Source organism: Streptococcus mitis (assembly GCF_005144795.1).
Taxonomy (GTDB): Bacteria; Bacillota; Bacilli; order Lactobacillales; family Streptococcaceae; genus Streptococcus; species Streptococcus mitis_BB.
Window position 1 is genome coordinate 90,930 of the sequence record NZ_SWFJ01000004.1, and the last position, 22,912, is coordinate 113,841.

Here is a 22,912-nt window from a genome sequence, read left to right on the forward strand (position 1 = left end):
TCTCCTTACTCTTCTTTGCGAATCAAGTCCATCACTTGATTGCGGTCTACAATCCACTGAGCTCTCTCATCCTTTTCATAGGTACGGTTGGATAGGAAAATAGCCGCTTCTTTCTTCTGACGATTCCACATGATAAAGGTACCCGTATAGCCCGTATGGTCTAGCCAATCTCCTTCTAAATTCCATGCTAAAGAACGTTCCTTGTCATCCAAAGGTGAAAAATTTTGACTCAAGTCTCTTGCAAAATCATCTGCTAAATAGTGTTCTAAAAAGATTTGTAAATCCTTTACAGTCGAAAATAAACCAGCACTACCTGCATGTCTGCCCAGGAGACGAGCTTTGGGATCATGTACCATACCAGCCTCTACACCTCTGACTGTGGGAACAGCAAGCTCAACCGGCCCAAACTGGGTTTCATTCATTCCCCAAGGATTAAAAACTTGCTCCTGTAAAATCAAATCCAAGTCTTGATTAAAGATTCTTTCCAAAACAAAGCCCAAAAGCAAAAAATGGACATCTGAATAAAGAAAGGCTGGCTGATTTCGTCTGTTGAGATGAAACATCGCTTCCTTTAATTCTGAGGCTATTAAAAGATCACGATTGGGAATAAACGGATCAAGGTCTGTAGCGTGAGTTAAGAGCTGACGAATAGTAATATCTGGATAAGCACTTTCAGGTAAAAAATCGGTTACTGGTCTGTCAATATCTAATTGACCTCTTTCCCACAAAAAGGTACAAACTGTGCCAACCCCAACAACCTTGCTGACACTGGCTAGGTCATAAACTAGACCTGCCTCAGTCTCCAAGCCATGCTCTGGGTCACTCTGGCCTAAATAGAACTCCGTCCATTGATTGTCCTTAAAATATGCAAAAGAGGCTCCGGGATAAATCCCTGCCTCGATTTGTTCTTCTATTTTTTTAATAATCTTGGTCCACTTCATACTTCTTCAAACCACAATTCAACATTATTTCGATCTTTACCAAGGAAGAATTTTTCAGACTTAGGAATAAAATATTCGGTAGACTCAAATTTCTTGCGAAGACTTGCTATATCAAGTTCATTGACCAAGAACTTAAGCATAGATAAGTCCCAAGTAACCGTATTGTCTACAGTCAAATCCTGCCCCTGTGCTGGGATAAAATCAAGTGATGTCCCAATTTCAGATAGTTCCAAGAAACTTTCGACATCAGTTGGGAGGTGTAATTCCATAGAAATCTCAAATTTACTTAAAGAAATTAATTCCAAGTCTGTTTGAAATTCAGGCTTTTCTTCTACTTCTCCTAGACTTTCTCTATCATCTTCCGCATGAATCAAAACCAAATCATCTTCTGGAGAGTAAATTTCAAAAGCGTAGCCATTCTGCCCCTTATATAATTTATGAATCGAATCTGTTTTAGATAAGAGTCCTTCAATTTCTAAGGGATTTTCCACCTTGACAATTAATCTAGCTAATTTTTTTCTTCCCTCCACCTTACGAGTACGCATACTTGGAGCTTCTTCTAAAACCAGCTTTTCTAGACCTGTTTGATCACCTAGTGACAGAAAGGCTGACTCTTCTAACAAGGCCTTCATACCAAGGGTCTCTATATAAAATATTTCATTTAATTTTCTATTATTAACTTTTAAAGTAGGAATAATCCGTACAATCTGATTTACATTCATAAACTCCTCCAACTCTTTTATTTTAAAGGATTTTAGAATTTTTTACAAGATATTATGCTCAAATTTACCTATTTTTCGTAAAAATTTCACCTAAAAAACCGAGGATTTCCTCGGTTTCAATTTCTTATAGGTAAAGGAATTTGAAGATAGCTACTGCCGCAATTGCTGCTGCGATAGGTGCTACTACTGGTACCCAAGAATACCACCATTTTGAATCACCTTTGTGCTCACCAAGAACTGATTTTGGAAGGAAAGCATGAAGGAGACGTGGTCCCAAGTCACGGGCTGGGTTCAAGGCAGGCCCTGTAGGTCCACCAAGTGATGTTACCAAGGCCATAACAAGGAATCCAAGTGCCAAGTGAGCAATTCCAAGACCAGATGTCATAAATGGAGCTACTTGTTCTTTAGCTTGGTCAAGCGCTGCTGTTACTTGTTCTTGAGGAATGGTTTGACCTTGAGTAGTTGCTTGTGTAACTTGAGCATTAATAGCTGCTTGTGCTTTTGATACTAGTTCAGCACCAAAGAAGTTTTTAGTTAATCCAAGAGCTGCAAAGAACAGAACAAATGAACCGATAAACTCGTTTACAAAACCGTTAACAGTTGCTGCAAAGCGTGATTCTTTTGTACCTTGATCCAAACTTGAAATTGTTGAGAAAGTACCCAAAATGTTGTTAGGATTTTCAGTTTTCAAGTAATATGGACGATGTGTTGCAACAACTAATGCTTGTCCGAAGATTGCTCCCAACACTTGCATAATGATGTAAGGTGCAACTTGAGCCCATGGGAAAAGACCGCTAACTGCAAGACCTAGAGTGAAGGCTGGGTTGATGTGGTTACCAGATACATTACCAAACATCAAGGCTGGGATCATAACCCCCATACCGTAACCAACAGCGATAACGAGCCAGCCACTTTGGTGACCTTTCGTACCTTTAAGTTCAACGTTGGCAACTGCACCATTTCCAAGAATGATCAAAAGAGCAGTAGCCAAAAATTCAGTGGCATATTTAATTGCCCATGTGAAATCCATTTGATAGATTCTCCTTAAAATTTTTTAGACAATCCTTATTCTATCAATTTTTATATCTTTTAGCAACAGGTTTTCTAAAAGATTAACTGGGAAAACGCTTTAATTCAGGAAATTTAAAAAGACTTAACAAATAAAGCTTGTTAAGTCTTCATATTCTATTATTGACGTTGTCCGAAATCTGCAATCATCTGCTCCATTTCTTGTCGACTCGGAGTTGTCAGCATATAAAGGTAATCTCCTTGAAGTTCCGCGAAGGCCGCTGGCATGATTTTTTTAACCTTGAACTGCTGACTATATTTGGCAAGCAAGTCCTCCTCAGAATAGACATAGTGAGCATTTGCACGACGTGATGTAGCCAAACAATACTGAGGTTCAAATTCTGACGCTGGGAACTCTTCTCCTGCGACTATAGCCGCATAGCCACGATAGAGGTCCAAGGAATGGGCAAAATTATAAACATCAATGGTAAAACCACCTGCAGGGCGGTTATTGTACTCGATGGCAATATAATCATCCTCCTCACGGAAGAACTCAATATGGAAGAAACGTTCTTTCATACCAAATTCCTTAACAATCGCTTCACCATACTTGCGAAGTTTGGTCTCCATATCCTTGAGAACGTAATAAGAATTGTCCATCTTGTAAATCATGAGATCAAGCGGTGTATAGGCGTAGTCAAAAGTTGTTGAAAAGACAATCTTACCATCCTTGTCTACGAGCCCGTCAAAGGTACAGATTTCGCTGGAAGTGACAAATTTTTCAAAGAAATAAACGGTCGAATGGTCCCATTCTTGCTTGAAGTGATTGATATCGTCCTCTGTCTCAAGCTTAAAGGTGGCGGCCGCTCCCACTCCGTTATCAGGTTTGGCAATCATTGGTAGACCGATTTCTTTCACAGCTTGATTAACATCAGCTTCCGTCTTGATAACTGCTCCAGGTACCACAGGGACACCTGCTTTTTTGAAGAGTTTCTTCATTTCAGACTTAAATTTCGTCTTTTTGAGATCCTCTGGTTTGGCACCAAAGACATTGAATTGTTCTCTGAGTGTTGCATCCAGCTCAAGCCAATATTCATTATGAGACTCGATGCGGTCAATTGGCCCATGTTTATAAAAGAGAAAAGCAACTGCACGCTTGACTTCATCTACATTTTCAAGATTATCTACACGGAAATACTCGGTTAAGCTATTGCGCAAGTGCTCATCCAGTTGCTCGTAAGGCTCTTGACCAATTCCCAAGACTGTGATGCCTTTATTAGCTAGTTCAATGGTAAACTGTTGAAAATTTTGGGGATAGTAGGGAGAAATAACAAGGTAATTCATAGGTAACTCCTTTTATAAATAGAGATTGCCGAGGAAATAAGGCATTTGTTTGCGCCACCATTCCCAGTCGTGGGCGACATCATGTCCCCATTCAGCAAACCAGGCTGGAATTTGTTTCTGGTCAAAGGCTTCTTTAAGCTTGTAGAAGGATGGCAAGCCATCTTGTTCCCAGGCACCGAGACCCGTACAAAGCACAATCTCTGCCTGACGATAACGGTCAATAAACCAGCCGTCGTTCTGGTTCCAGATATAATCTACTGGAGAATTTTGGTAAATAGCATCGTCATTGTAGTAATCGCCGACAAAGAAACGTGCATCGTAAACTCCACTAAGAGCAATTACTTTGGTAAAGACATCTGGATGTTGGAGGAAGAAATTGACAGCATGATAGGCGCCCATCGAGCAACCCGTCGTCATCATGCCATCAAACCAACCTGTCTTGTGCTTGATAAAAGGAATGGCCTCCTCAATCACATAGCGTTCGTAGGCACGGTGCATCTCTGCTTGATCGTGACCATTTTTCCAAGTGGCCAACCAGCTCTCACTGTCTACACTAGATAGGGTAAAGAACTGGACACGGCCTTCCTCGATAAAGGAAGCACAGGCATCAATCATGCCAAAATCATAGTATTCGTTGTGACTACCACCTGATGAAGCAAAGACCACAACTGGAATCCCAGCATGTCCATAACGGTTGAGGTACATTTCACGGTTGAGGTGACTACTCCAGTGGCTAAGGTCTTCAATATGCATTTGCTTTCTCCTTTTCTAGCTTACCATTTCTCTGCAAAAAATCTCAGACAGTCTGGTAAATTATCCGACCAAGGGATTTCACTATGAATAGCACCAGACTGAACTTTCAAGACAAGATTATCCAGATGAACTCCCCCAGCAATCAAATCATGGTAATAGCGAAGCGACGAGTCGATATAGGCTTGTTTGATATTGCCAGCCATCAGGGTCTTGTCTGTGTCATCTGCTTCTTCTGTTCCTACATAGATGAAGATGCGCTGGTCAGGCGACAGTTTTTGGCGCTCGATATAACGGTTAAATGCTTCTTGGTGGAGCCAGTTTGCAGATGAAAAGACGCCTAGGCAACCAATTTGGTCTTGGTATTCCAAACCGATAAATTGGGTAATATTGCCTCCTAGTGAGGAACCAATCATAGCCGTATGCTGGCGGTCAGCTTTGGTACGGTAAGTCTCATCGATAAAAGGTTTGACCACATCCATGACAAACTCGGCATACTCCACACCTTTACCACCAAACTGCTGCCCCGGAATAGGAGATTCTTGGAACTTCCAAGCCGCATACTCATTCATCCGCCCCATACCATCATTATCAATAGCAACGACAATCATGCGACTGATATCAGGATTACGCTTGATGGCTGGGATAATCTTCCACGAGTGACCAATGAAAGATTCTTTACTATAAAAGACATTTTGCCCATCATGAAAGTAAACAACAGGATAAGAACGATCAGTGTCTTTCTCATAATCTTTAGGAAGAAGAACACGTACACGGCGCTCCTTACCAGTGTAAGGAACCTTGAGTTTGTGTTCTTTCATTTTTAAATAAAAGTAGGATTGATTCATTGTCAGAAAACTCTCTATATTCAAAATTTTATCTCATTATATCACAATTATAGAAAAAAAGTTAGCTTTGCTTCCATTTTTGGATTAAAAACTAACTTTTTCATTTATTTTTCTAAATTCTTTTGGATTTTCTGAATTAGAGCAGATTATCAATCAAGTCATCTACTTCATCTTTTTCAACTTGAGGTGTAATTTCAGTAATCATGATTCCAGCTACTGCTCGCTCAACTAAGCCCTTAACATCCATACGTTTTTCATACTGCTCTGCATTTTTAATCTTAGGATTGGTCTTAGGACGATCAGGTGCAAAAATCGTACAGCAGTCTTCAAAAGGCTGAATAGAAATATCAAAGGTATCGATTGCCTGAGCGATGTCAATGATTTCCAACTTATCCATAGTAACCACAGGACGAATGATTGGAGTGCTGGTCACAGCATTGATAGTCTGCATGCTTTCCAAGGTCTGGCTAGCTACTTGACCAAGACTTTCCCCATTGATGATAACCAAACCATTTCGTACCTCACGGATACGATCAGTAATTCTCATCATAAAACGGCGTGTCAAGGTCATGAGGTAGGCTTCTGGTGCTTTAGCCTTGATTTCCTCTTGAATCTCTGTGAAAGGCACTTCGATAAACTGGATATTGCCCCCAAACTTGGTCAATTTACGGGTTAAATCTTGGGCTTTTTTAAGAGCCCCTGGACTAGTATATGGTGGGCTGGCAAAGTGAACCGCCTCAATATCTACCCCTCGTTTAAGAGCTAGATAACCTGCCACAGGTGAATCAATTCCTCCTGACAACATGAGCATGCCTTTACCAGAACTTCCCACAGGTAATCCTCCTGCTCCACGAAAGGTTTCATAGGAAATATAAGCCGCTTCCTCACGAATCTCAACCTGAAGATTAATATCTGGATTTTTCATCTGAGCTTTCACGTTTGGAATAGCCTTGAAAACAGCACTACCAAGAGTTTGATTGAGTTCACGACTATCAAGTTCAAAGGTGTGGTCGCTACGCTTACCAGTGATTTTAAAGGTCATCCCTTCCTTGTAGGTTTCTTTCATAATCTCTTGGACAGCAGACTTAAGAACTTCCACAGACTTTTCGACTTTATAAACGGGAGAGAAGTTTTGAATTCCAAATACTTTTTTGAGGGATTCTGCTACTGCGGTGTAATCAGCTCCATTGAGGTAAGCGTGGGCACGATCGCGATCTGCGGTTACCTTAACTTGGGGATAGATAGACAAAACGTCTGAAATATTATTACGAAGTTTATTGATGAAACGCATACGATTTTTGTGTTTAGTTGACAATTCTCCGTAGCGAATCATAATTTCTGAATACTGCATAAATGCTCCTATCTTACTTTTCTAGTTTGATTATAAATTAATTTTAGCTTGGTCAAAAACTGCTCGACCTGACTCATATCATTTTCAAGGTCTAGGCTAAGACGCACAGCTGACTGGGCCTTATCCTTGTCCACTCCCATGGCAATTAAGGTGCCTGCAGGTTTTCCTGCCTTGGATGAACAAGCAGAGGTCGTTGAGATAAAAATATCATAGTCTTCAAAGGCGTGGACGATGACTTCACCACGAACACCCTTAATTCCAAAAGTCAGGATATGAGGGGTAAATTCTTCCTCATCTGAAAAGACAAAAATATCTGGATAGTCCAGAAGTGCTTGGCGAATCACTGCCTTCATCTGTCCTGTCTTACTAGTAAAGATATCTAGCTTTTCCATAGATAAACGGAGAGCCTTGGCTGTCGTTGCAATTCCTGCGACATTTTCAGTTGTCGAACGATAATCACGCTCTTGGCCACCACCTGTTAAAAGAGGAGTAATCTTCTTGCCAGACTTGATATAGACAAAACCAACGCCACGAACTCCGTGGAACTTGTGACTAGAGAAGGTCGCGAAATCCACTCGTTCTGTCAGATACTTTTCAGTTGGAATCTTAGCAAGTGCCTGAACCGCATCAACATGGAAGGAAATAGTCGGCTTGTCTGCTAACAGTTCTGAAATAGCCTCAATTGGCTGAACAGAACCGATTTCATTGTTCACAGCCATGACGGAAACGAGGGTCGTATCAGGTCTTATCAAATCTGCTAGTGCCTCAACATCCACAAATCCTTTGTTATCAACTGGAGCAAAATCTACTTCAAATCCTTGAGATTTCAACCAGAGGGCTGACTCTTTGACTGCCGGATGTTCAATGGCTGATACAATAATGTGCTTTCCAAACCGGGATTTTTCAAAGGCCACACCCTTGATGACCCAGTTATCCCCTTCTGTTCCACCAGAAGTAAAGAAGATTTCCTCACTTTTCTTACCGATTAAATCTGCAATCTGTTGGCGGGAAGCATCTAATATTCGTGTTGCTTGGTCTCCCAAACGATGGAGACTAGATGGGTTTCCTAAAATTTTTGAAGCCACCTGCATATAGGTTTCAAGAGCTTCAGGATAAGGCTTGGTCGTCGCCGAATTATCAAAGTAAATCATGTTTTCTCACACTTTCTAAAATCACTCCTTCTATTGTATCATGAAACGGAGCTTGCGACAAGAAAGGGCAATTCCTCTTTTTTTAAGATTTTTTTAAAGAAATGCGGTATAATAAACTTTAATTAAAGGAGAGAATGTATGTCTAATTATCGTAGAACTTCAAAACCAAAAACAGAACACATCAAAAAAGGCTTCACAGTCTTTCAAAAAACCGTTGCTACTATCGGTAGTATCCTTGGCTTAATTACCGCAAGTATCACTATCATGAACGCCTTGGATAATAACAAAAATACTAAAAAAGAACCTACGACAAGCCAGACGACAACAATTGTCAAAGAAATTCAAAAGGAATCCCCTCAGGAAAATACTAGTCCCAATAAAGAAAATAACACTTCTCAAGAAAAAACACAGCAAGAGGAAACACCAAAAGCTAGCGTCAAGGAAGAGAAAAAAGAAGAGCAGAAAACAGCAACTCAAGACTCTACTACATCTGCCACAAGTAAACCTACTACTGAAAATGAAAAACAGTCCAATACCCCAACTTCGGAAAATAAAACTAATCAATAATCACTAAAATAGCCTCCTTCCAAACTTGGAAAGAAGCTATTTTTTTATTGTTGTAAAACTTTTCTTGGTTTGGTACCTTCAGCTGGACCAATGACACCTGACATCTCAAGCTCTTCCATGAGACGGGTCGCACGGTTAAATCCAACTGACAAACGACGCTGAATCATAGATGCGCTGGCTTTCTGCGTTTCGATTACCAAAGCCTTGGCTTCTTCAAAGAGCGGATCTCCACCAGAATCACCATCTGAAAATTCTCCTTCATTCTCAGAAACCTCACCCGGATCAAAGCTCTCATCGTAGTCCGCATCTGCCTGAGCCTTGATGAAGTTTACGATGCGTTCGACATCGTCATCCGATATAAAGGATCCTTGGAGACGAACTGGGTGGTTTTCATCAATCGGTTTAAAGAGCATGTCACCTCGACCAAGCAGTTTTTCTGCTCCATTTTCATCCAAGATGGTGCGCGAGTCTGTACCTGATGATACCGCAAAAGCCACTCGAGATGGGACATTGGCCTTGATCAGACCAGAGATGACATCAACGGATGGACGTTGGGTTGCAAGAATCATGTGGATACCGGCAGCACGCGCCTTCTGCCCAAGACGAATGATGGCATCTTCCACTTCCTTGCTGGCAACCATCATGAGGTCAGCCAACTCATCCACAATCACGACAATGAGCGGTAACGGAACCTGCTTGTACTCAGACTGGGCATTGAACTCTTCTACCTTTGCATTAAAGCCTGCAATATTCCGAACTCCCACCTTGGCAAAGAGTTCATAACGATTTTCCATTTCATCCACGACCTTTTGCAAAGCCTTGCTGGCCTTACGTGGATTGGTCACGACTGGAATCAAGAGGTGGGGAATATCATTGTAAACAGACAACTCAACCATCTTGGGATCGACCATCATAAATTTAACTTGATCGGGTCTCGCCTTCATGAGGATGCTAGCGATAATGCCATTAACAGCTACTGACTTCCCTGAGCCTGTTGAACCTGCGACTAGCAAGTGGGGCATTTTAGAAAGGTCAAAAGCTCTTGCGGTTCCATTAACAGCCTTCCCTAAAGGAATTTCCAAGAGATTTTCTGCTTTCGTTTGAGATTGTTCCCATAGTTCACGGAAAGAAACTGTCGCAATCTCAGAGTTAGGTACTTCAATCCCCACTAAAGATTTCCCTGGGATAGGTGCTTCGATTCGGACATCCTTAGCCGCCAAGGCTAGAGCGAGGTCATCTGCGAGATTGGAAATGCGGTTAACCCTTACACCAACGGCCGGCTTGACTTCATACTTGGTCACTGATGGTCCAATTTCAGCCCGTTCAACTGTTACCTTGATACCAAAACTAGCAAAAGTTTCTTCTAGGATTTTGATATTTTCTCGGACAATTTTCTTCTCTTTAGACTGGTCTTTTGGTTTATCAGGGGCAAAAAGTTGTAAGCTTGGAAGTTTGTATTCAAGGGCCTCCTTGGCTGAAAAATCGACCTGAACATCTTCATCATCCAAGGTTTCTTCTTGTTCAGGAAATTCAAGTTCAGCTTGAGGCAAGATGATCTCTGGTTCTACCCACTCTTCTTCTGGAACCGGTGGAACATCAAGCACAACATCTTCTGTCAGAATTTCACCTGTTTCCATATCAACAGGAGGAAGATTGAGCAAAGCTTTCTCAGCTGCTTCTTTTTCTAATCTAGCCTCTTCCTCAGCCTTTTGACGAGCTTTTTCTTCTTGTTTGACAAAGCGTTCCTCTTTTCGACGCTCATGCCCTTCCCGCCATTTGGCAAAGCCTCTACTGAAAAATTCAGCAATATCGTAAACAGACCAAGGACTAACTAGGAGAGCACCCACTAAAATCAAGATAGCACCAATAAAGTAAGTACCGATATTTGAAAAGAGAAAGGCTGTTGGCACATAGAGGGCAACACCAATCAAGCCTCCTCCAGCAAAACTGGTCGTTCGAAAACCAGTCAAATCAGTCACAACCTGAGCCATGGTTCCTTTTAGAACTGACTTGTCCAAGCCATATTTCCAAACCAAGTAGGCCTCAAAAATCAGGAGCAAGCCTGCAAATATAGTGAAAAAGCCAGATAGAAGACCTTCCTGTTTTCGGATCCACTTGAAAAAGAAGAGATAGATTAAGAGGCCAAATATAGCTAGATAAGCTAGGCTACCCACCAGCAAGCGAATTAAATTGTAAAGAGTGATACCTGCAGACCCTAATTTGAAGGCTGCAAAAATCAATAAAAGCGCTATTCCCAACGAAATCAACATTCGTTGAATCGCTTCTTTTCTTTCGAGTTCTGCTTTAGACGGTCTCCGTCTCGTTTTACTTGTATTCTTGTTTGCCATTCTTCTATTATACCATATTTGACAGACATTTCGGAAAGAGAAAAAGACTGCACTAAACGGTACAATCTTTTCATTTTTCTATTTTTTATGCTTGGGGTTTGCGTAGGTAACCATAAACCACACCACTTACAATTGCTCCTACTAAGACAGAAACGAGGTAAAGAAGAGCATTTGAAGTAAGGGCGATGACGAAGATTCCTCCGTGTGGTGCCATGAGTTTGATACCAGTAAGACCAACGAGGCCACCTGCTACTGCTGAACCAAGGATGAAGCTTGGGATAGCACGAGCTGGGTCAGCGGCACCAAATGGAATCGCTCCCTCAGTGATAAATGACAAGCCCATGATAATGTTGGTCAAACCAGAGTTGCGTTCTTCCTTAGTAAATTTGTCTTTAAAGAGAAGAGTTGCTACAAAAATAGCAAGTGGTGGAACCATTCCTCCAGCCATAACTGCTGCCATGGCTACAGAACCACCTGAAGAAACAGTCGCTGCAAGCGTACCTGTACCAAAGACATAGGCCGCTTTGTTAACTGGTCCACCCATGTCAACAGCCATCATTCCACCAAGAACGATACCAAGAAGGACAGCTGAACCTCCTCCAAGACCGCCAAGGAAATCATTCATAGCAGTGTTGATTGCTGCCATCGGGATGTTAACAGCTAGCATGACAAATCCAGTCAAGATTGTTCCAAGAAGTGGCAAGAGAAGGATTGATTTAGCACCTTCAAGTGAACGAGGAACTTTGACGTATTTCTTGATAGCAAGAACCAAGGCACCTGCGATAAACCCACCCACAAGAGCACCTAGGAAACCAGATGAGACACCTGCAAGAGTTGAAGTTGCTTCACCACCTGCTGCATAAGGGATTTTACCAAAGGCAAAACCTTCTTTGGCAATGGCACCAGCCACGAAACCTGCTACCAAACCTGGTTTTTCAGCGATAGAGTAGGCAACATAACCTGCAAAGACTGGAAGCATCAAACCAAAGGCAGCTCCACCAATTTTCATGAACATAGAAGCTAGCTCATGGTAAGAACCAAGATTGCCAAGATTTTCATTCGGCACACCTAAAGCACCGTCAATCAAGAAGGCAAGAGCAATCATGATACCACCACCGATAACGAATGGCAACATTTGAGATACACCACTCATCAAGTGTTTGTAGAAGGCACCACCAAGGCTTTGTTTTTCATTGCTTGCGGTTGCAGCTTTTGCTCCATTAGCAGCACGATAAACTTCTGCATCTCCTGATAGAGCCAAGTTAATCAATTCTTCTGTCTTACGGATACCGTCAGCTACTGGACGATTGATCAATGATTTCCCATCGAAACGATCCATTTCAACGGCCTTGTCTGCTGCGATGATAACAGCTTTAGCCTTGCGGATATCTTCTGCAGTTAGTTGATTTCCAACACCGCTAGCACCATTAGTTTCAACCTTGATCCCAACACCCATTTCAGCAGCTACTTTTTGAAGGGCTTCTTGGGCCATGTAAGTGTGGGCAATACCTGTCGTACAAGCTGTAACAGCTACGATAAAGTCATCAGAGTCGTTGGCAGGCGCTTGAACAGGTTCCTCAGTTTTTTCTGAAGCTTGGTCAAAAAGCTCAATGACTTGATCAGCTGATGTTGCTTGACGGAGTCTGTCAGCAAAACCGTCTTTCATCAAGTATTGAGACAATTCTGCCAAGGCTGCTAAGTGAGTATCATTGGCACCTTCTGGAGCTGCAATCATAAAGAAGAGGTCAGTTGCTTGCCCATCCAAGCTCTCATAATCAACACCCTTATTTGACTTAGCAAAGAGAACTGTCGCTTCTTTAACAGCAGCGTTTTTGCTGTGAGGCATAGCGATTCCGTCTCCTAAACCAGTAGAAGTCAAAGCTTCACGCGCCAAAATACCTTCTTTAAATGTTTCAAAATCTGTCACATAACCGTGATCTACCAAGCTTTTAATCATCTCTTCGATGACAGCAGTTTTTTCAGTTGCTTGTAAATCTAGCAACATGACATCTTTTCTCAATAGGTCTTGAATTTTCATCTTTTTTCTACCTCAACTTTTTCATATGTTTCTTTAATAAATTCCGCCGTTGCCAAGTCATCCGAGAAGGTCGTTGCCGTTCCACAAGCTACCCCCCATTTGAATGCTTCTACTGCATCTTTTGATTTGACAAATTCACCTGTAAATCCAGCGACCATAGAGTCACCAGCACCAACTGAATTTTTGACTGTTCCCTTGATTGGTTTAGCAAAGTAAGCTCCCTCAGATGTTACCAGAAGGGCACCGTCGCCAGCCATAGAGATAATGACGTTTTGAGCACCTTTAGCCAGTAACTCACGAGCGTATTTCTCAATTTCATCTAAACTTTCGAGTTTAACCCCAAAAATCGCTCCAAGTTCATGATTGTTTGGTTTGACCAAAAGCGGCTGATAATCCAAACTATCAATCAAGGTCTGACCTTCAAAGTCACAAACCACTTGCGCACCATTCTGACGTGTCAAGGCAATTAAATCCTTGTAGATAACATTGCCTAGATTTTTAGCACTTGAACCCGCAAAGACAACTGTATCTTCTGCTGTCAAACTAGACAAAATAGCTTTCAACTCTTTAAGCTGAGCTAGTTCAACAGTTGGACCCGTTCCGTTAATTTCTGTTTCTTGGTCCGCTTTGATTTTAACATTGATACGAGTATCCTCTGCTACTTGGACAAAACGTGTCTCGATTGCTTCATCAGCCAAAGTATCTGTGATAAATTTACCAGTAAAACCTCCGATAAATCCAGTCGCTGTATTTGGAATATCCAAGCGTTTCAAGACACGACTGACATTGATTCCTTTCCCTCCAGCAAACTTATCATCACTATCCATTCGATTGACACTACCGACTTGGACTTGGTCCAAACGAACGATATAGTCAATGGATGGATTGAGTGTGACTGTATAAATCATACTTCTATTACCTCCGTTTTCTCCTTAATAGCCTGCAAGAGCTCATGCCCTTGACTTGTGATAACAATAGCTCGTTTGAGTGGTGCTACCTTGGCAAAGCAAGTTTGTCCAATTTTTGACGAATCAACCAAGACATAGGTCTGTTTGGCATTCTCTAAAATAGCGCGCTTCACAGCACCCTCTTCCATATCAGGAGTTGTATAATAGCCATCGTCCACACCATTCATCCCGATAAAGGCACGATCAAAGTGCAATTGGTTAATCTGGTTAAGAGCAACGCCCCCGATGCTAGCATCTGTTGCCATCTTGACACTTCCTCCAACCATGACAGTTGGAATCTGCTTTTCAACCAACTGTGCGGCATGGTGAATCGAGTTGGTCACGACTGTAACATTCTTATTGACCAATTCATGAATCAAAAAAGCAGTTGTTGTTCCAGCATCGATAAAGATGACATCTTGTTCCTTGATGAGAGAGGCTGCTTTCTGAGCCAGCAACTTCTTCTCTTGAAGGTTTTTGACAGATTTTTCTTGAATGGTTTCTTCTTCCTGCAAAGAGTGAGGCAATTCTGCTCCACCATGTACGCGACGAAGCTTGTTTTCCGCTTCCAACTCATCCAAATCTCTTCGAACCGTTGATTCTGAGGTCTCTAGCAAACTAACTAATTTTTCTAGAGAAACTACATGATGTTGATTTAACTCCTCTAAAATCAGTTGCTTCCGCTCTGTTTTTAACACCGAATCACCTCCTGTTATCGTTTACACTATTCATTCTATCACACTTTATTTAAAAGTCAAGCATTTTTTATCATTTTCTTTCAAAATCTATCATTTTCCTTATTTCTAGAATTTTTATTGCAAGATAAGGGCCTTTATGGTAGACTATTTGAGTAAGTATTGGAAGATTACTCAAGAGGCTTAAGAGGCCGTGTTGGAAACGCGGTAGGCGTGTAACAGCGTGCGTGGGTTCGAATCCCATGTCTTCCGTTTATTTTAAAAAAGATACCCAAGAAATCTTGGGTATCTTTTTTCTTATATGCTTGTTTTATAACTCGGGTGAATTTCTTAGAAAATATCAAATAACAATTTCACATTGAGAATTGTTAAGATAATGGAAACGATATAGCCAAGGATGGTATTCCATTTGGCATTGGTAAATTCTCCCATCAGTGATTTCTTAGAAGTTAGATAAATCAGTGGGAAGATTGAAAATGGAAGAGCAATCGAAAGAAAGACTTGTGAATAAACCAATAACTGATCTAATGTTTTTTCCTGATGACCAAACAGAACCGCTACAATCATGACAGGCAACAAGGCAAAGAGACGAGTTGCCAAACGAATGAACCATTGAGGTAATCTCATATGCAAGAAACCTTCCATAACGATTTGTCCAGTCAAGGTACCCGTAATTGTCGAATTTTGACCACTGGCTAATAAAGCCAAGGCAAACAAGGTTGATAAGGTCGAGCTAGCTATAGCTCCTGCAATAGTAGAATCCTGCAAGGCATTATACATTTGAGAGAAGGCAGAAATCTCAGATGCATGGCCGAAAAAGAGAGCCGCCCCGAGAATTAATAGAAGGGAGTTAACCACAAAGGCCAAGGATAATTGGAGATTTGAATCCCAGGTCATAAAGCGCACGGCTTTTCGAACATCATTCTTGTCCTTGTGATTGATTTTCCGAGTTTGTGACAAGGAAGAATGCAAATAGAGGTTATGGGGCATAACCGTTGCTCCCACGATCCCTAGTGCCAAGGTTAATTGACTTTCATGCCCTGGCAAGGGACTTTCAAATAAGGTTGCATTCGGTAGATAACCCTCAACGATTCCTTGGAAGCTTGGATGTGACAAAGCTACCAGATAGGTAAAAATTGCTAGAATGGTTAAAATCAGTGTTGTCACAATAGCTTCAATCTTCTTAAAGCCAAATTTCATCAGAAGCAATAAGAGAAAAACATCCAACACGGTCAAGAGAATTGCTATCATAATCGGAATCTTAAAGAGAAGATTGAGAGCAATCGCTGAACCTAGAACTTCTGCCAGATCTGTCGCCATCAAGGCTAATTCTAAAATCACCCATAGACTATAACGAAGCCATTTAGGTGAATGATGAGCCGTTGCTTGAGCCAGGTCCATCTGGGTTACAATACCAAGCTTTCCTGCCATCTGCTGAAGTTGCATGGCAATGAGAGATGAAATCAAGATAACAAACAAGAGACTATACTTATAGGAAGCACCACCGACTACACTGGTAATCCAGTTTCCTGGATCCATATAACCAACTGCGACAAGAGCACCCGGACCTAAAAAGGCATTTAAATTTTGCCAGAAATGATTGTTATTTGGAGTATCGATAGATTGATTAATCTCAGAGAGTGACACTTTTTTATGAGAAGACATAGATACTTACCTCTTTCTAAACCTACTTTTTCATTATTTTCTATTAGAGAAAAATAAGATTGACTTTAAACTATTAAAACAATGAAAACTATATGAAAAACATTTAGTTTTTTCATTATTTTTCTTAAGGCACCTTAATTATAACAGAAAATATGATAAAAACTTAAGAAAATTCAGGACTTGATTTAATATTTAGGATACAACAAAATGTTGTATCCTTTTTTTGCAAAAGAATACCAAAGAATAAAATAAAAAACGTTGTAAAAACAACGTTTTAGAAAGATTTACAAAACAATGTAAATTATCAATGGAGCCGGTGGGAGTCGAACCCACGTCCAAACATCTGCTAACATATTTGTCTACAACCATAGGTTATGTATTCGTTTAACAGTCCCTCGACACATAACTCAAGCCTAGAAACCGCGAGTCTATCAATCTCTTATCAAGCCGCTAGACAAGACTTGATCGTATCTCGCTAATAATAAGACCTGTCATTGAACACGAGCAATCCAAATCAGGTCACGCCTGCTGGTTTTTAGGCAGCTAGAGCGTAAGAAGTGTTATTTTTTGCAGTTATATTTAACTGAGCGTTTACGTCGCCACACGAGTCGCAAAATATGCCTCATAATGCCTGTCGAATCCGTAACGACCCCAAAAGACAATAAAACCATTATACCTTATCTAACTCAAAAATGCAAAAAGGAAATCAACTAACTACACAAGATAGTCTTTCAAAGCTTTGGTCAAAACCTGATAACCAGTAACACTAAGGTGCAACCCATCAGTTGTATAATCTTTTTTGAGTTGACCTTCTTGGTCTATCAAACTATCAAAAACTGGCGCAAATTCTACCTGCATATAGGCAGAAGCAAGTTCTTTATAGGCTTGATTCCATTTCTGAATTTTTTCATTCGTGCGGATATAGACTGTCTGCTTGTACTCCTCTCCCTCATTGACTGGCAAAATAGAAAGCAATTTCATCTCTGTCAATGGATAATCGCGAGCAATAGTTTGAATAATAGCTTCAAGATTATTGAGAGCCTCATTCACAGGCACATCTTTTCCGATATCATTTGTCCCAATCAAAAGGACAATTTTATCTACTACTCCACCGTAAAGATGCGCATCTAGATTCTCTAGTAACAGCCCTGTCTGATACCCTCGAATGCCTCGATTGACAATCGTCTTCGAAGTCCCAAATAGTTCCTGCAGAGGATAATATTCGACAATGGAATCCCCAATAAAAAGAATGTCTGGTTCTACAACAGAAACCTGATTTAAGTGACGATACTTGGTTTGGATTTTTTCTTGTTCCTTTAGTAACCAATTTTCTAATAACTGTACTGCCACTTCATTCTCCTTTTTCTAACCAGTTTTCCAAGATTTGATAAACTCCTCCTTGGCTGTTGGCTGGCGCTAGAGCAGTAGCCACAGCTTTGGCTTTTTCATCAGCATTTTCCATCGCATAGGCAATTCCAGCCATTTCAAGCATTTCAACATCATTTTCACTGTCACCAAAAGCCATAATTTGTTGGGGGTTCAATTCCCAACGCTTGAGTAATTCTTCCAAGCCCCATGCTTTATGAATTCCAGCTTGAAGGATATCAATGCAACCATAGCCACTCGATACAGCCCGAACACGGCCATCAAAGAGGTCATTGATTTCTTCCAAGACCGAACTCAAACGTTCCTCACCAACAACCATACTCATCTTGAGCACACCACCAAAGAGGTCAGAGGTTAATTCATCCACAAAATGCATCCGTTGGTAGAATTTTTCAATCATTTCTGAAGTCATAAAACTTTCAAGGTCTGTAAAAATCGTACCTTCCTTGACGAAACCACCCTTCATAGACGTTACAACAAACTGGTCCTGACACGCTCGACCATTGAAATGAGCCAAGGCCTTATCAACAATGGCATCATCCCAAGTCTGAGCCTGAATCAGTTCATTGTTTTCAAAAATACGAGCACCGTTTGCAACAACCAGAACCACCCGATCGACCAAGTGCTCCAGTAGTTGCCTCATTCGGTGAATTTCATTGCCCGTCGCGATGACAAAACGAATACCCCTTTGATCCAACTGATCTAAAATCTTTTCCAAACGTGGGAGATCAAGCTGGCCTCTAGCATCCAGCAAGGTCCCGTCCATATCTGTTGCAATTACCTTAATCGTCATTTACTTTCCTCTGGATTCAAGCTAGTCCCACTTCAATCCCACATGTTCGTTCATTTCTTTGTAGGCTGTATCAATTCGTTCCTTAGTCGCTTCATCTAACTGGTCACGATGACTACCACCCTCGATAAAATCTTCTAAGATATAGGTTTGGTAAAGGAAGAGTGGATAACCTTCTGGAGAATAGGTTCCTTTCGGTGTACGGTTTACCCAAGAAGGATGTGCTTTGGCAGTTTCGATTGTCGTCTTACCGGCTTTTTTCTTAATAGTCACATCCATGAGCACGCCACGCTCTGTCCACTTAGCATTCTCTTCATCTTGCATGGTTTCAATTCGTTGATTGGAAATGAAGTTCCCCATTGAATAGATAATGAGTTTCTTGTCTCCATCTTTTTCAACCGTTTCAGATGGTTCAACAACGTGAGGATGCCCTCCAAAGATGATATCAGCCCCCCAATCAATCATCTTGTGATAAAGAGCTTTTTGTTCTTCAGTTGGTTCCAATCGATACTCAACACCCATCTGAGGCATGATAATGGTGATATCTGCTTCCTTCTCTGCACGTTCAATTTCAGCCTTCATCTTGTCTTCATTTAGGTCTGAAAGATAGCGGTTATAGTCTTCTTGAGAAATACTTTGCTCAATTCCATTAAAACCATAAGAATAGGCCAAAAGTGCAACCTTGATGCCGTTCACTTCCTTGATAACCAGTGGAGCTTGATCACGGGACTCATGCGTATACACTCCAATAGGTGTCATTCCTGCCTTTTCAATAGCATCTGCTGTTGAGACCACACCTTCTATTTGTGAATCTAGGATATGGTTATGCGCCAAGTCTAATACTTGATAACCGGCATCCTTGATGGCATCCATAACTTCTCCAGGTGCATTAAAAAGAGGATAACCAGCCAAATAGTGGTCCTTGTTTACCGTACCTTCAAAATCGCCTATAATCAAATCTGCTTGTTTGAGCCATGGTTTCACATAATCAAAATTTTCATGAAAATCATAGGTTCCATCTTCTTTTAAAGCAGAACGATAAATCGGAATATGATAGAGGAGGTCCCCATTGGCCATAATTCTGGCAGTTTTTTCCTCTTCCTGATCTTTTGTATTTTGATTGGTCTTATTAGCTTCTTGAAAAATGGCGTCCTTTTTTTGACTGGTCAAGGGGATTCCTTGGAAACTTTCAAACAACAAGACCAAGCCCATTGATAAAGCAACTGCTAGCAAGAGTATGGCCACAAATCCCTTATTACTCCACTTGCGATAACTCCTAAAAAAGTTTACAAAGCCCTTCATAAAACGAAAAGCTGAACCACGCTGATTTCGATCTTGTCTTCTTTGCATCTTCATTCTCCCTACTTTCTTATGCAAGCCTTTTCTTTTTATTATATCACAGATAAGTAATTCTTTCACAATTGAATTCAACTTGCTAGTAAATTTCTAAAAAAGCTTAATGCCGTAATGCTTTCAATCCTTGTCATTTTGTGATATCATGTAGAGGTAATGAAAGGAGAGAAAATGTCTGCTATAGAACGTATTACAAAAGCTGCTCACTTAATTGATATGAACGATATTATCCGCGAAGGGAACCCGACTCTACGCGCGGTTGCTGAGGAAGTTACTTTCCCTCTATCTGACCAGGAAATTATCCTTGGCGAAAAAATGATGCAATTCCTCAAACATTCCCAAGATCCTGTCATGGCTGAAAAAATGGGGCTACGAGGTGGGGTTGGACTTGCTGCTCCCCAATTGGATATCTCAAAACGCATTATCGCTGTTTTAGTACCAAATATTGTTGAAGAAGGTGAAACTCCAGAGGAAGCTTACGACTTACAAGCTATTATGTATAATCCAAAAATCGTCTCTCACTCTGTTCAAGACGCTGCTCTTGGTGAAGGAGAAGGTTGTCTGTCTGTTGACCGCAACGTGCCTGGCTACGTAGTTCGCCATGCCCGCGTTACTGTTGACTACTTTGACAAGGATGGGGAAAAACACCGTATCAAACTTAAAGGTTATAACTCCATCGTTGTTCAACATGAAATTGACCACATTAACGGAATCATGTTTTACGATCGTATCAATGAAAAAGACCCATTTTCAGTTAAAGATGGTTTACTGATTCTAGAATAAAAAAATCCCGTTGCAAGACGGGGTTTTGTGTTATAATAGAGGCATGAAAACAAATGATATTGTCTATGGCGTCCACGCCGTTACCGAAGCCCTCCTTGCAAACACAGGAAACAAACTTTACCTCCAAGAAGATCTCCGAGGTAAGAACGTTGAGAAAGTCAAGGAACTGGCTACAGAAAAGAAGGTATCCATTTCTTGGACTTCAAAAAAATCCCTCTCTGAGATGACTGAAGGTGCTGTCCACCAAGGTTTTGTTCTACGAGTGTCTGAATTTGCCTATAGCGAGCTGGACCAAATCCTTGCCAAAACACGCCAAGAAGAAAACCCTCTGCTATTGATTCTGGACGGGTTAACTGACCCTCATAATCTAGGTTCTATCTTGAGAACAGCAGATGCGACCAATGTTTCAGGTGTCATCATTCCCAAACACCGTGCTGTCGGAGTGACTCCTGTCGTTGCCAAAACGGCCACAGGTGCTATTGAACACGTTCCAATTGCCCGAGTGACCAATCTGAGCCAAACTCTGGACAAACTCAAGGATGAAGGCTTCTGGACCTTTGGAACGGATATGAACGGTACTCCTTGCCATAAGTGGAATACAAAAGGGAAAATCGCCCTCATCATCGGAAATGAAGGAAAAGGTATCTCTAGTAACATTAAAAAACAGGTCGATGAAATGATTACCATTCCGATGAATGGACATGTTCAAAGTCTCAATGCCAGTGTTGCTGCAGCTATTCTCATGTACGAAGTTTTCCGAAATAGACTATAAAAAGTTTCCAGTCATCTGATTGGAAACTTTTTTATGATTATACTCAATGAAAATCAAAGAGCAAACTAGGAAGCTAGCCATAGACAGCTCAAAGAACTGCTTTGAGGTTGTGGATAAGACTGACGAAGTCAGTTACCTATACCTATGATACCTACGGCAAAGCGAAGCTAACGTGGTTTGAAGAGATTTTCGAAGTGTATTAACTATGTTCTGTGATAAATTTATAAGCTTCTTGACCAGCGATAGCTCCATCTCCAACTGCTGTTGTTACTTGGCGAAGATCTTTCAAGCGAACATCTCCAACTGCAAAGATACCATCAACTGCAGTTTTCATGTGGTTATCTGTCACAATCCAGCCTGCCTGATCTTGGATATTCAATCCTTTAACAAAATCGCTAAGAGGGTCCAATCCAACATAGATAAAGACGCCACCGAAGGCTTGCTCTGTCACTTGACCTGTTTTCACATTTTCAAATACGACAGATTCTACTCGATTTTCACCTTTGATTTCCTTCACGACAGAATCCCATATAAAGCTTACTTTCTCATTCGCAAAGGCGCGGTCTTGTAAAACCTTTTGGGCACGAAGTTGGTCACGACGGTGAACAATGGTAACAGTCTTAGCAAAGCGAGTCAAGAAGAGGGCTTCTTCAACAGCTGAATCTCCACCACCGACTACCAACAAATCTTGGTCACGGAAGAAAGCACCATCACACACGGCACAATAAGAAACACCTCGACTGTTCAATTCTTCTTCTCCAGGTACTCCCAAAGGGCGGTGTTTAGAACCAGTTGCTACGATAACTGTACGAGTTTCATATGTTTGGTCATCAGTAGTCACTTTCTTAAAATCACCATGGTCTTCTACATTTTCAACATAACCATAAATGTGCTCAACACCAAGATTTTCAAGTGGTTCAAACATCTTTTCAGCCAATTCTGGCCCACTAATATTAGCGTATCCAGGGTAATTTTCGATATCAGAGGTATTATTCATCTGACCACCTGGCAGACCACCTTCAATCAAGGCTACTTTCAGATTGCTTCGAGCAGCATACAAGGCTGCAGTCATACCTGCAGGTCCAGCACCGATAATAATAGTATCGTACATATAGATTCCTTCTTTCTTGTTGTAACTATCTTTATTCTAACTCTTTCTTGTCAATCATGCAAGGATTATGCCTTGAAAACAAGAATTAAACTCATAACCGCAAAGGATAATACTGGAACAACCAAGACACCAATCATAATCATATCATAGAGATGGGCTTGGCGAGCCTTGGCTGTCTTATCAACTCCCGACATGGCTCTCAGTCCAATCCAAATCCCTAAAAAAATCAGAACGAGGATGGTGGTCAAGATCAAACTCTCGAAATATAAAGAAAATAGTTGCAGTAGCATGATTTCTCTCATTTCTATCTTTTTTAAAGAGTAAACTCAGCTAGTCCATCTA

The 22,912-nt window shown here is 41.1% G+C and carries 21 protein-coding genes, 1 tRNA gene and 1 other RNA gene; 4 read left to right on the forward strand and 19 right to left on the reverse strand.

Annotation, left to right across the window (positions count from 1 at the left end):
* Nucleotides 1–5: 5 nt before the first annotated feature.
* The 8 genes from FBF73_RS03935 to FBF73_RS03970 all read right to left on the reverse strand — a co-directional run bounded on the left by FBF73_RS03935 (nucleotide 6) and on the right by FBF73_RS03970 (nucleotide 8,115).
* On the reverse strand, nucleotides 6–941 hold the full coding sequence (locus tag FBF73_RS03935) for a serine hydrolase domain-containing protein (RefSeq protein ID WP_136937040.1): 936 nt from the start codon (nucleotides 939–941) through the stop codon (nucleotides 6–8).
* Nucleotides 938–1,663: a CppA N-terminal domain-containing protein gene (locus FBF73_RS03940; protein WP_136937041.1), complete on the reverse strand. Its 726-nt coding sequence runs from the start codon at nucleotides 1,661–1,663 to the stop codon at nucleotides 938–940. The genes FBF73_RS03935 and FBF73_RS03940 overlap by 4 nt, the downstream gene beginning before the upstream one ends.
* Before the next feature lie 124 nt (nucleotides 1,664–1,787).
* Nucleotides 1,788–2,693 (reverse strand): aquaglyceroporin Gla, encoded by a 906-nt coding sequence (gene gla / locus FBF73_RS03945; RefSeq protein WP_049486741.1) that lies wholly within the window; start codon nucleotides 2,691–2,693, stop codon nucleotides 1,788–1,790.
* A gap of 158 nt (nucleotides 2,694–2,851) precedes the next feature.
* The gene (locus FBF73_RS03950) at nucleotides 2,852–4,015 is read right to left on the reverse strand and encodes an ATP-grasp domain-containing protein (RefSeq protein ID WP_136937042.1); all 1,164 of its coding nucleotides are present in this window, start codon (nucleotides 4,013–4,015) and stop codon (nucleotides 2,852–2,854) included.
* Between the two features lie 12 nt (nucleotides 4,016–4,027).
* On the reverse strand, nucleotides 4,028–4,768 hold the full coding sequence (locus FBF73_RS03955) for an esterase family protein (RefSeq protein WP_136937043.1): 741 nt from the start codon (nucleotides 4,766–4,768) through the stop codon (nucleotides 4,028–4,030).
* Between the two features lie 20 nt (nucleotides 4,769–4,788).
* The gene (locus tag FBF73_RS03960; RefSeq protein WP_136937044.1) at nucleotides 4,789–5,613 is read right to left on the reverse strand and encodes an alpha/beta hydrolase; all 825 of its coding nucleotides are present in this window, start codon (nucleotides 5,611–5,613) and stop codon (nucleotides 4,789–4,791) included.
* A 136-nt stretch (nucleotides 5,614–5,749) separates the two neighbouring features.
* Nucleotides 5,750–6,964, reverse strand: a complete 1,215-nt coding sequence (gene thiI, locus FBF73_RS03965; protein WP_136937045.1) for a tRNA uracil 4-sulfurtransferase ThiI — start codon at nucleotides 6,962–6,964, stop codon at nucleotides 5,750–5,752.
* Nucleotides 6,965–6,972: 8 nt separating this feature from the next.
* A complete protein-coding gene (locus tag FBF73_RS03970) occupies nucleotides 6,973–8,115 on the reverse strand; it encodes a cysteine desulfurase family protein (RefSeq protein ID WP_124788541.1) in 1,143 nt (380 codons plus the stop codon).
* Between the two features lie 138 nt (nucleotides 8,116–8,253).
* Between FBF73_RS03970 and FBF73_RS03975 the strand changes: the two genes are divergently transcribed.
* Nucleotides 8,254–8,682 carry a DUF6556 family protein gene (locus FBF73_RS03975; protein WP_124788540.1) on the forward strand — a complete coding sequence of 143 codons (429 nt, stop codon included), beginning with the start codon at nucleotides 8,254–8,256 and terminating at the stop codon, nucleotides 8,680–8,682.
* 44 nt (nucleotides 8,683–8,726) lie between these two features.
* On the opposite strand, the gene FBF73_RS03980 is transcribed toward FBF73_RS03975, so the two are convergent.
* The 4 genes from FBF73_RS03980 to FBF73_RS03995 all read right to left on the reverse strand — a co-directional run bounded on the left by FBF73_RS03980 (nucleotide 8,727) and on the right by FBF73_RS03995 (nucleotide 14,713).
* Nucleotides 8,727–11,030, reverse strand: coding sequence for a DNA translocase FtsK (locus FBF73_RS03980; RefSeq protein WP_136937046.1), 2,304 nt, complete (start codon nucleotides 11,028–11,030; stop codon nucleotides 8,727–8,729).
* Between the two features lie 85 nt (nucleotides 11,031–11,115).
* Entirely contained in the window at nucleotides 11,116–13,068 is a 1,953-nt protein-coding gene (locus tag FBF73_RS03985; RefSeq protein ID WP_136937047.1) for a PTS fructose transporter subunit IIABC, read from the reverse strand.
* Nucleotides 13,065–13,976: a 1-phosphofructokinase gene (pfkB, locus tag FBF73_RS03990; protein ID WP_136937048.1), complete on the reverse strand. Its 912-nt coding sequence runs from the start codon at nucleotides 13,974–13,976 to the stop codon at nucleotides 13,065–13,067. Before pfkB ends, FBF73_RS03985 begins: the two co-directional genes overlap by 4 nt.
* A complete protein-coding gene (locus FBF73_RS03995; RefSeq protein WP_000920654.1) occupies nucleotides 13,973–14,713 on the reverse strand; it encodes a DeoR/GlpR family DNA-binding transcription regulator in 741 nt (246 codons plus the stop codon). Before FBF73_RS03995 ends, pfkB begins: the two co-directional genes overlap by 4 nt.
* A 161-nt stretch (nucleotides 14,714–14,874) precedes the next feature.
* On the opposite strand from FBF73_RS03995, the gene FBF73_RS04000 reads away from it, so the two are divergent.
* Nucleotides 14,875–14,962: transfer RNA gene (locus tag FBF73_RS04000), tRNA-Ser, on the forward strand.
* A 78-nt stretch (nucleotides 14,963–15,040) separates the two neighbouring features.
* Here FBF73_RS04000 and FBF73_RS04005 read toward each other — a convergent pair.
* The 5 genes from FBF73_RS04005 to FBF73_RS04025 form a co-directional block, all read right to left on the reverse strand.
* Nucleotides 15,041–16,375, reverse strand: a complete 1,335-nt coding sequence (locus FBF73_RS04005) for an Nramp family divalent metal transporter (RefSeq protein WP_000094601.1) — start codon at nucleotides 16,373–16,375, stop codon at nucleotides 15,041–15,043.
* A 305-nt stretch (nucleotides 16,376–16,680) separates the two neighbouring features.
* Nucleotides 16,681–17,028, reverse strand: a transfer-messenger RNA (tmRNA) gene (gene ssrA, locus FBF73_RS04010).
* A 61-nt stretch (nucleotides 17,029–17,089) separates the two neighbouring features.
* Entirely contained in the window at nucleotides 17,090–17,725 is a 636-nt protein-coding gene (locus tag FBF73_RS04015) for an SGNH/GDSL hydrolase family protein (protein ID WP_049544438.1), read from the reverse strand.
* Nucleotide 17,726: 1 nt separating this feature from the next.
* On the reverse strand, nucleotides 17,727–18,554 hold the full coding sequence (locus FBF73_RS04020) for an HAD family hydrolase (RefSeq protein ID WP_136937049.1): 828 nt from the start codon (nucleotides 18,552–18,554) through the stop codon (nucleotides 17,727–17,729).
* Between the two features lie 21 nt (nucleotides 18,555–18,575).
* The gene (locus FBF73_RS04025; protein WP_136937050.1) at nucleotides 18,576–19,901 is read right to left on the reverse strand and encodes a CapA family protein; all 1,326 of its coding nucleotides are present in this window, start codon (nucleotides 19,899–19,901) and stop codon (nucleotides 18,576–18,578) included.
* Nucleotides 19,902–20,075: 174 nt separating this feature from the next.
* On the opposite strand from FBF73_RS04025, the gene def reads away from it, so the two are divergent.
* On the forward strand, nucleotides 20,076–20,687 hold the full coding sequence (gene def / locus FBF73_RS04030) for a peptide deformylase (RefSeq protein ID WP_136937051.1): 612 nt from the start codon (nucleotides 20,076–20,078) through the stop codon (nucleotides 20,685–20,687).
* Nucleotides 20,688–20,730: 43 nt separating this feature from the next.
* Nucleotides 20,731–21,459, forward strand: a complete 729-nt coding sequence (gene rlmB, locus FBF73_RS04035) for a 23S rRNA (guanosine(2251)-2'-O)-methyltransferase RlmB (RefSeq protein ID WP_045611907.1) — start codon at nucleotides 20,731–20,733, stop codon at nucleotides 21,457–21,459.
* 199 nt (nucleotides 21,460–21,658) lie between these two features.
* Here the strand turns inward: rlmB and trxB are convergent, their stop codons facing one another.
* Together trxB and FBF73_RS04045 are read right to left on the reverse strand one after the other, a co-directional pair.
* Nucleotides 21,659–22,570: a thioredoxin-disulfide reductase gene (gene trxB, locus FBF73_RS04040; RefSeq protein ID WP_136937052.1), complete on the reverse strand. Its 912-nt coding sequence runs from the start codon at nucleotides 22,568–22,570 to the stop codon at nucleotides 21,659–21,661.
* 65 nt (nucleotides 22,571–22,635) lie between these two features.
* Nucleotides 22,636–22,860, reverse strand: coding sequence for a DUF4059 family protein (locus FBF73_RS04045; RefSeq protein WP_000926599.1), 225 nt, complete (start codon nucleotides 22,858–22,860; stop codon nucleotides 22,636–22,638).
* Nucleotides 22,861–22,912 lie beyond the last annotated feature (52 nt).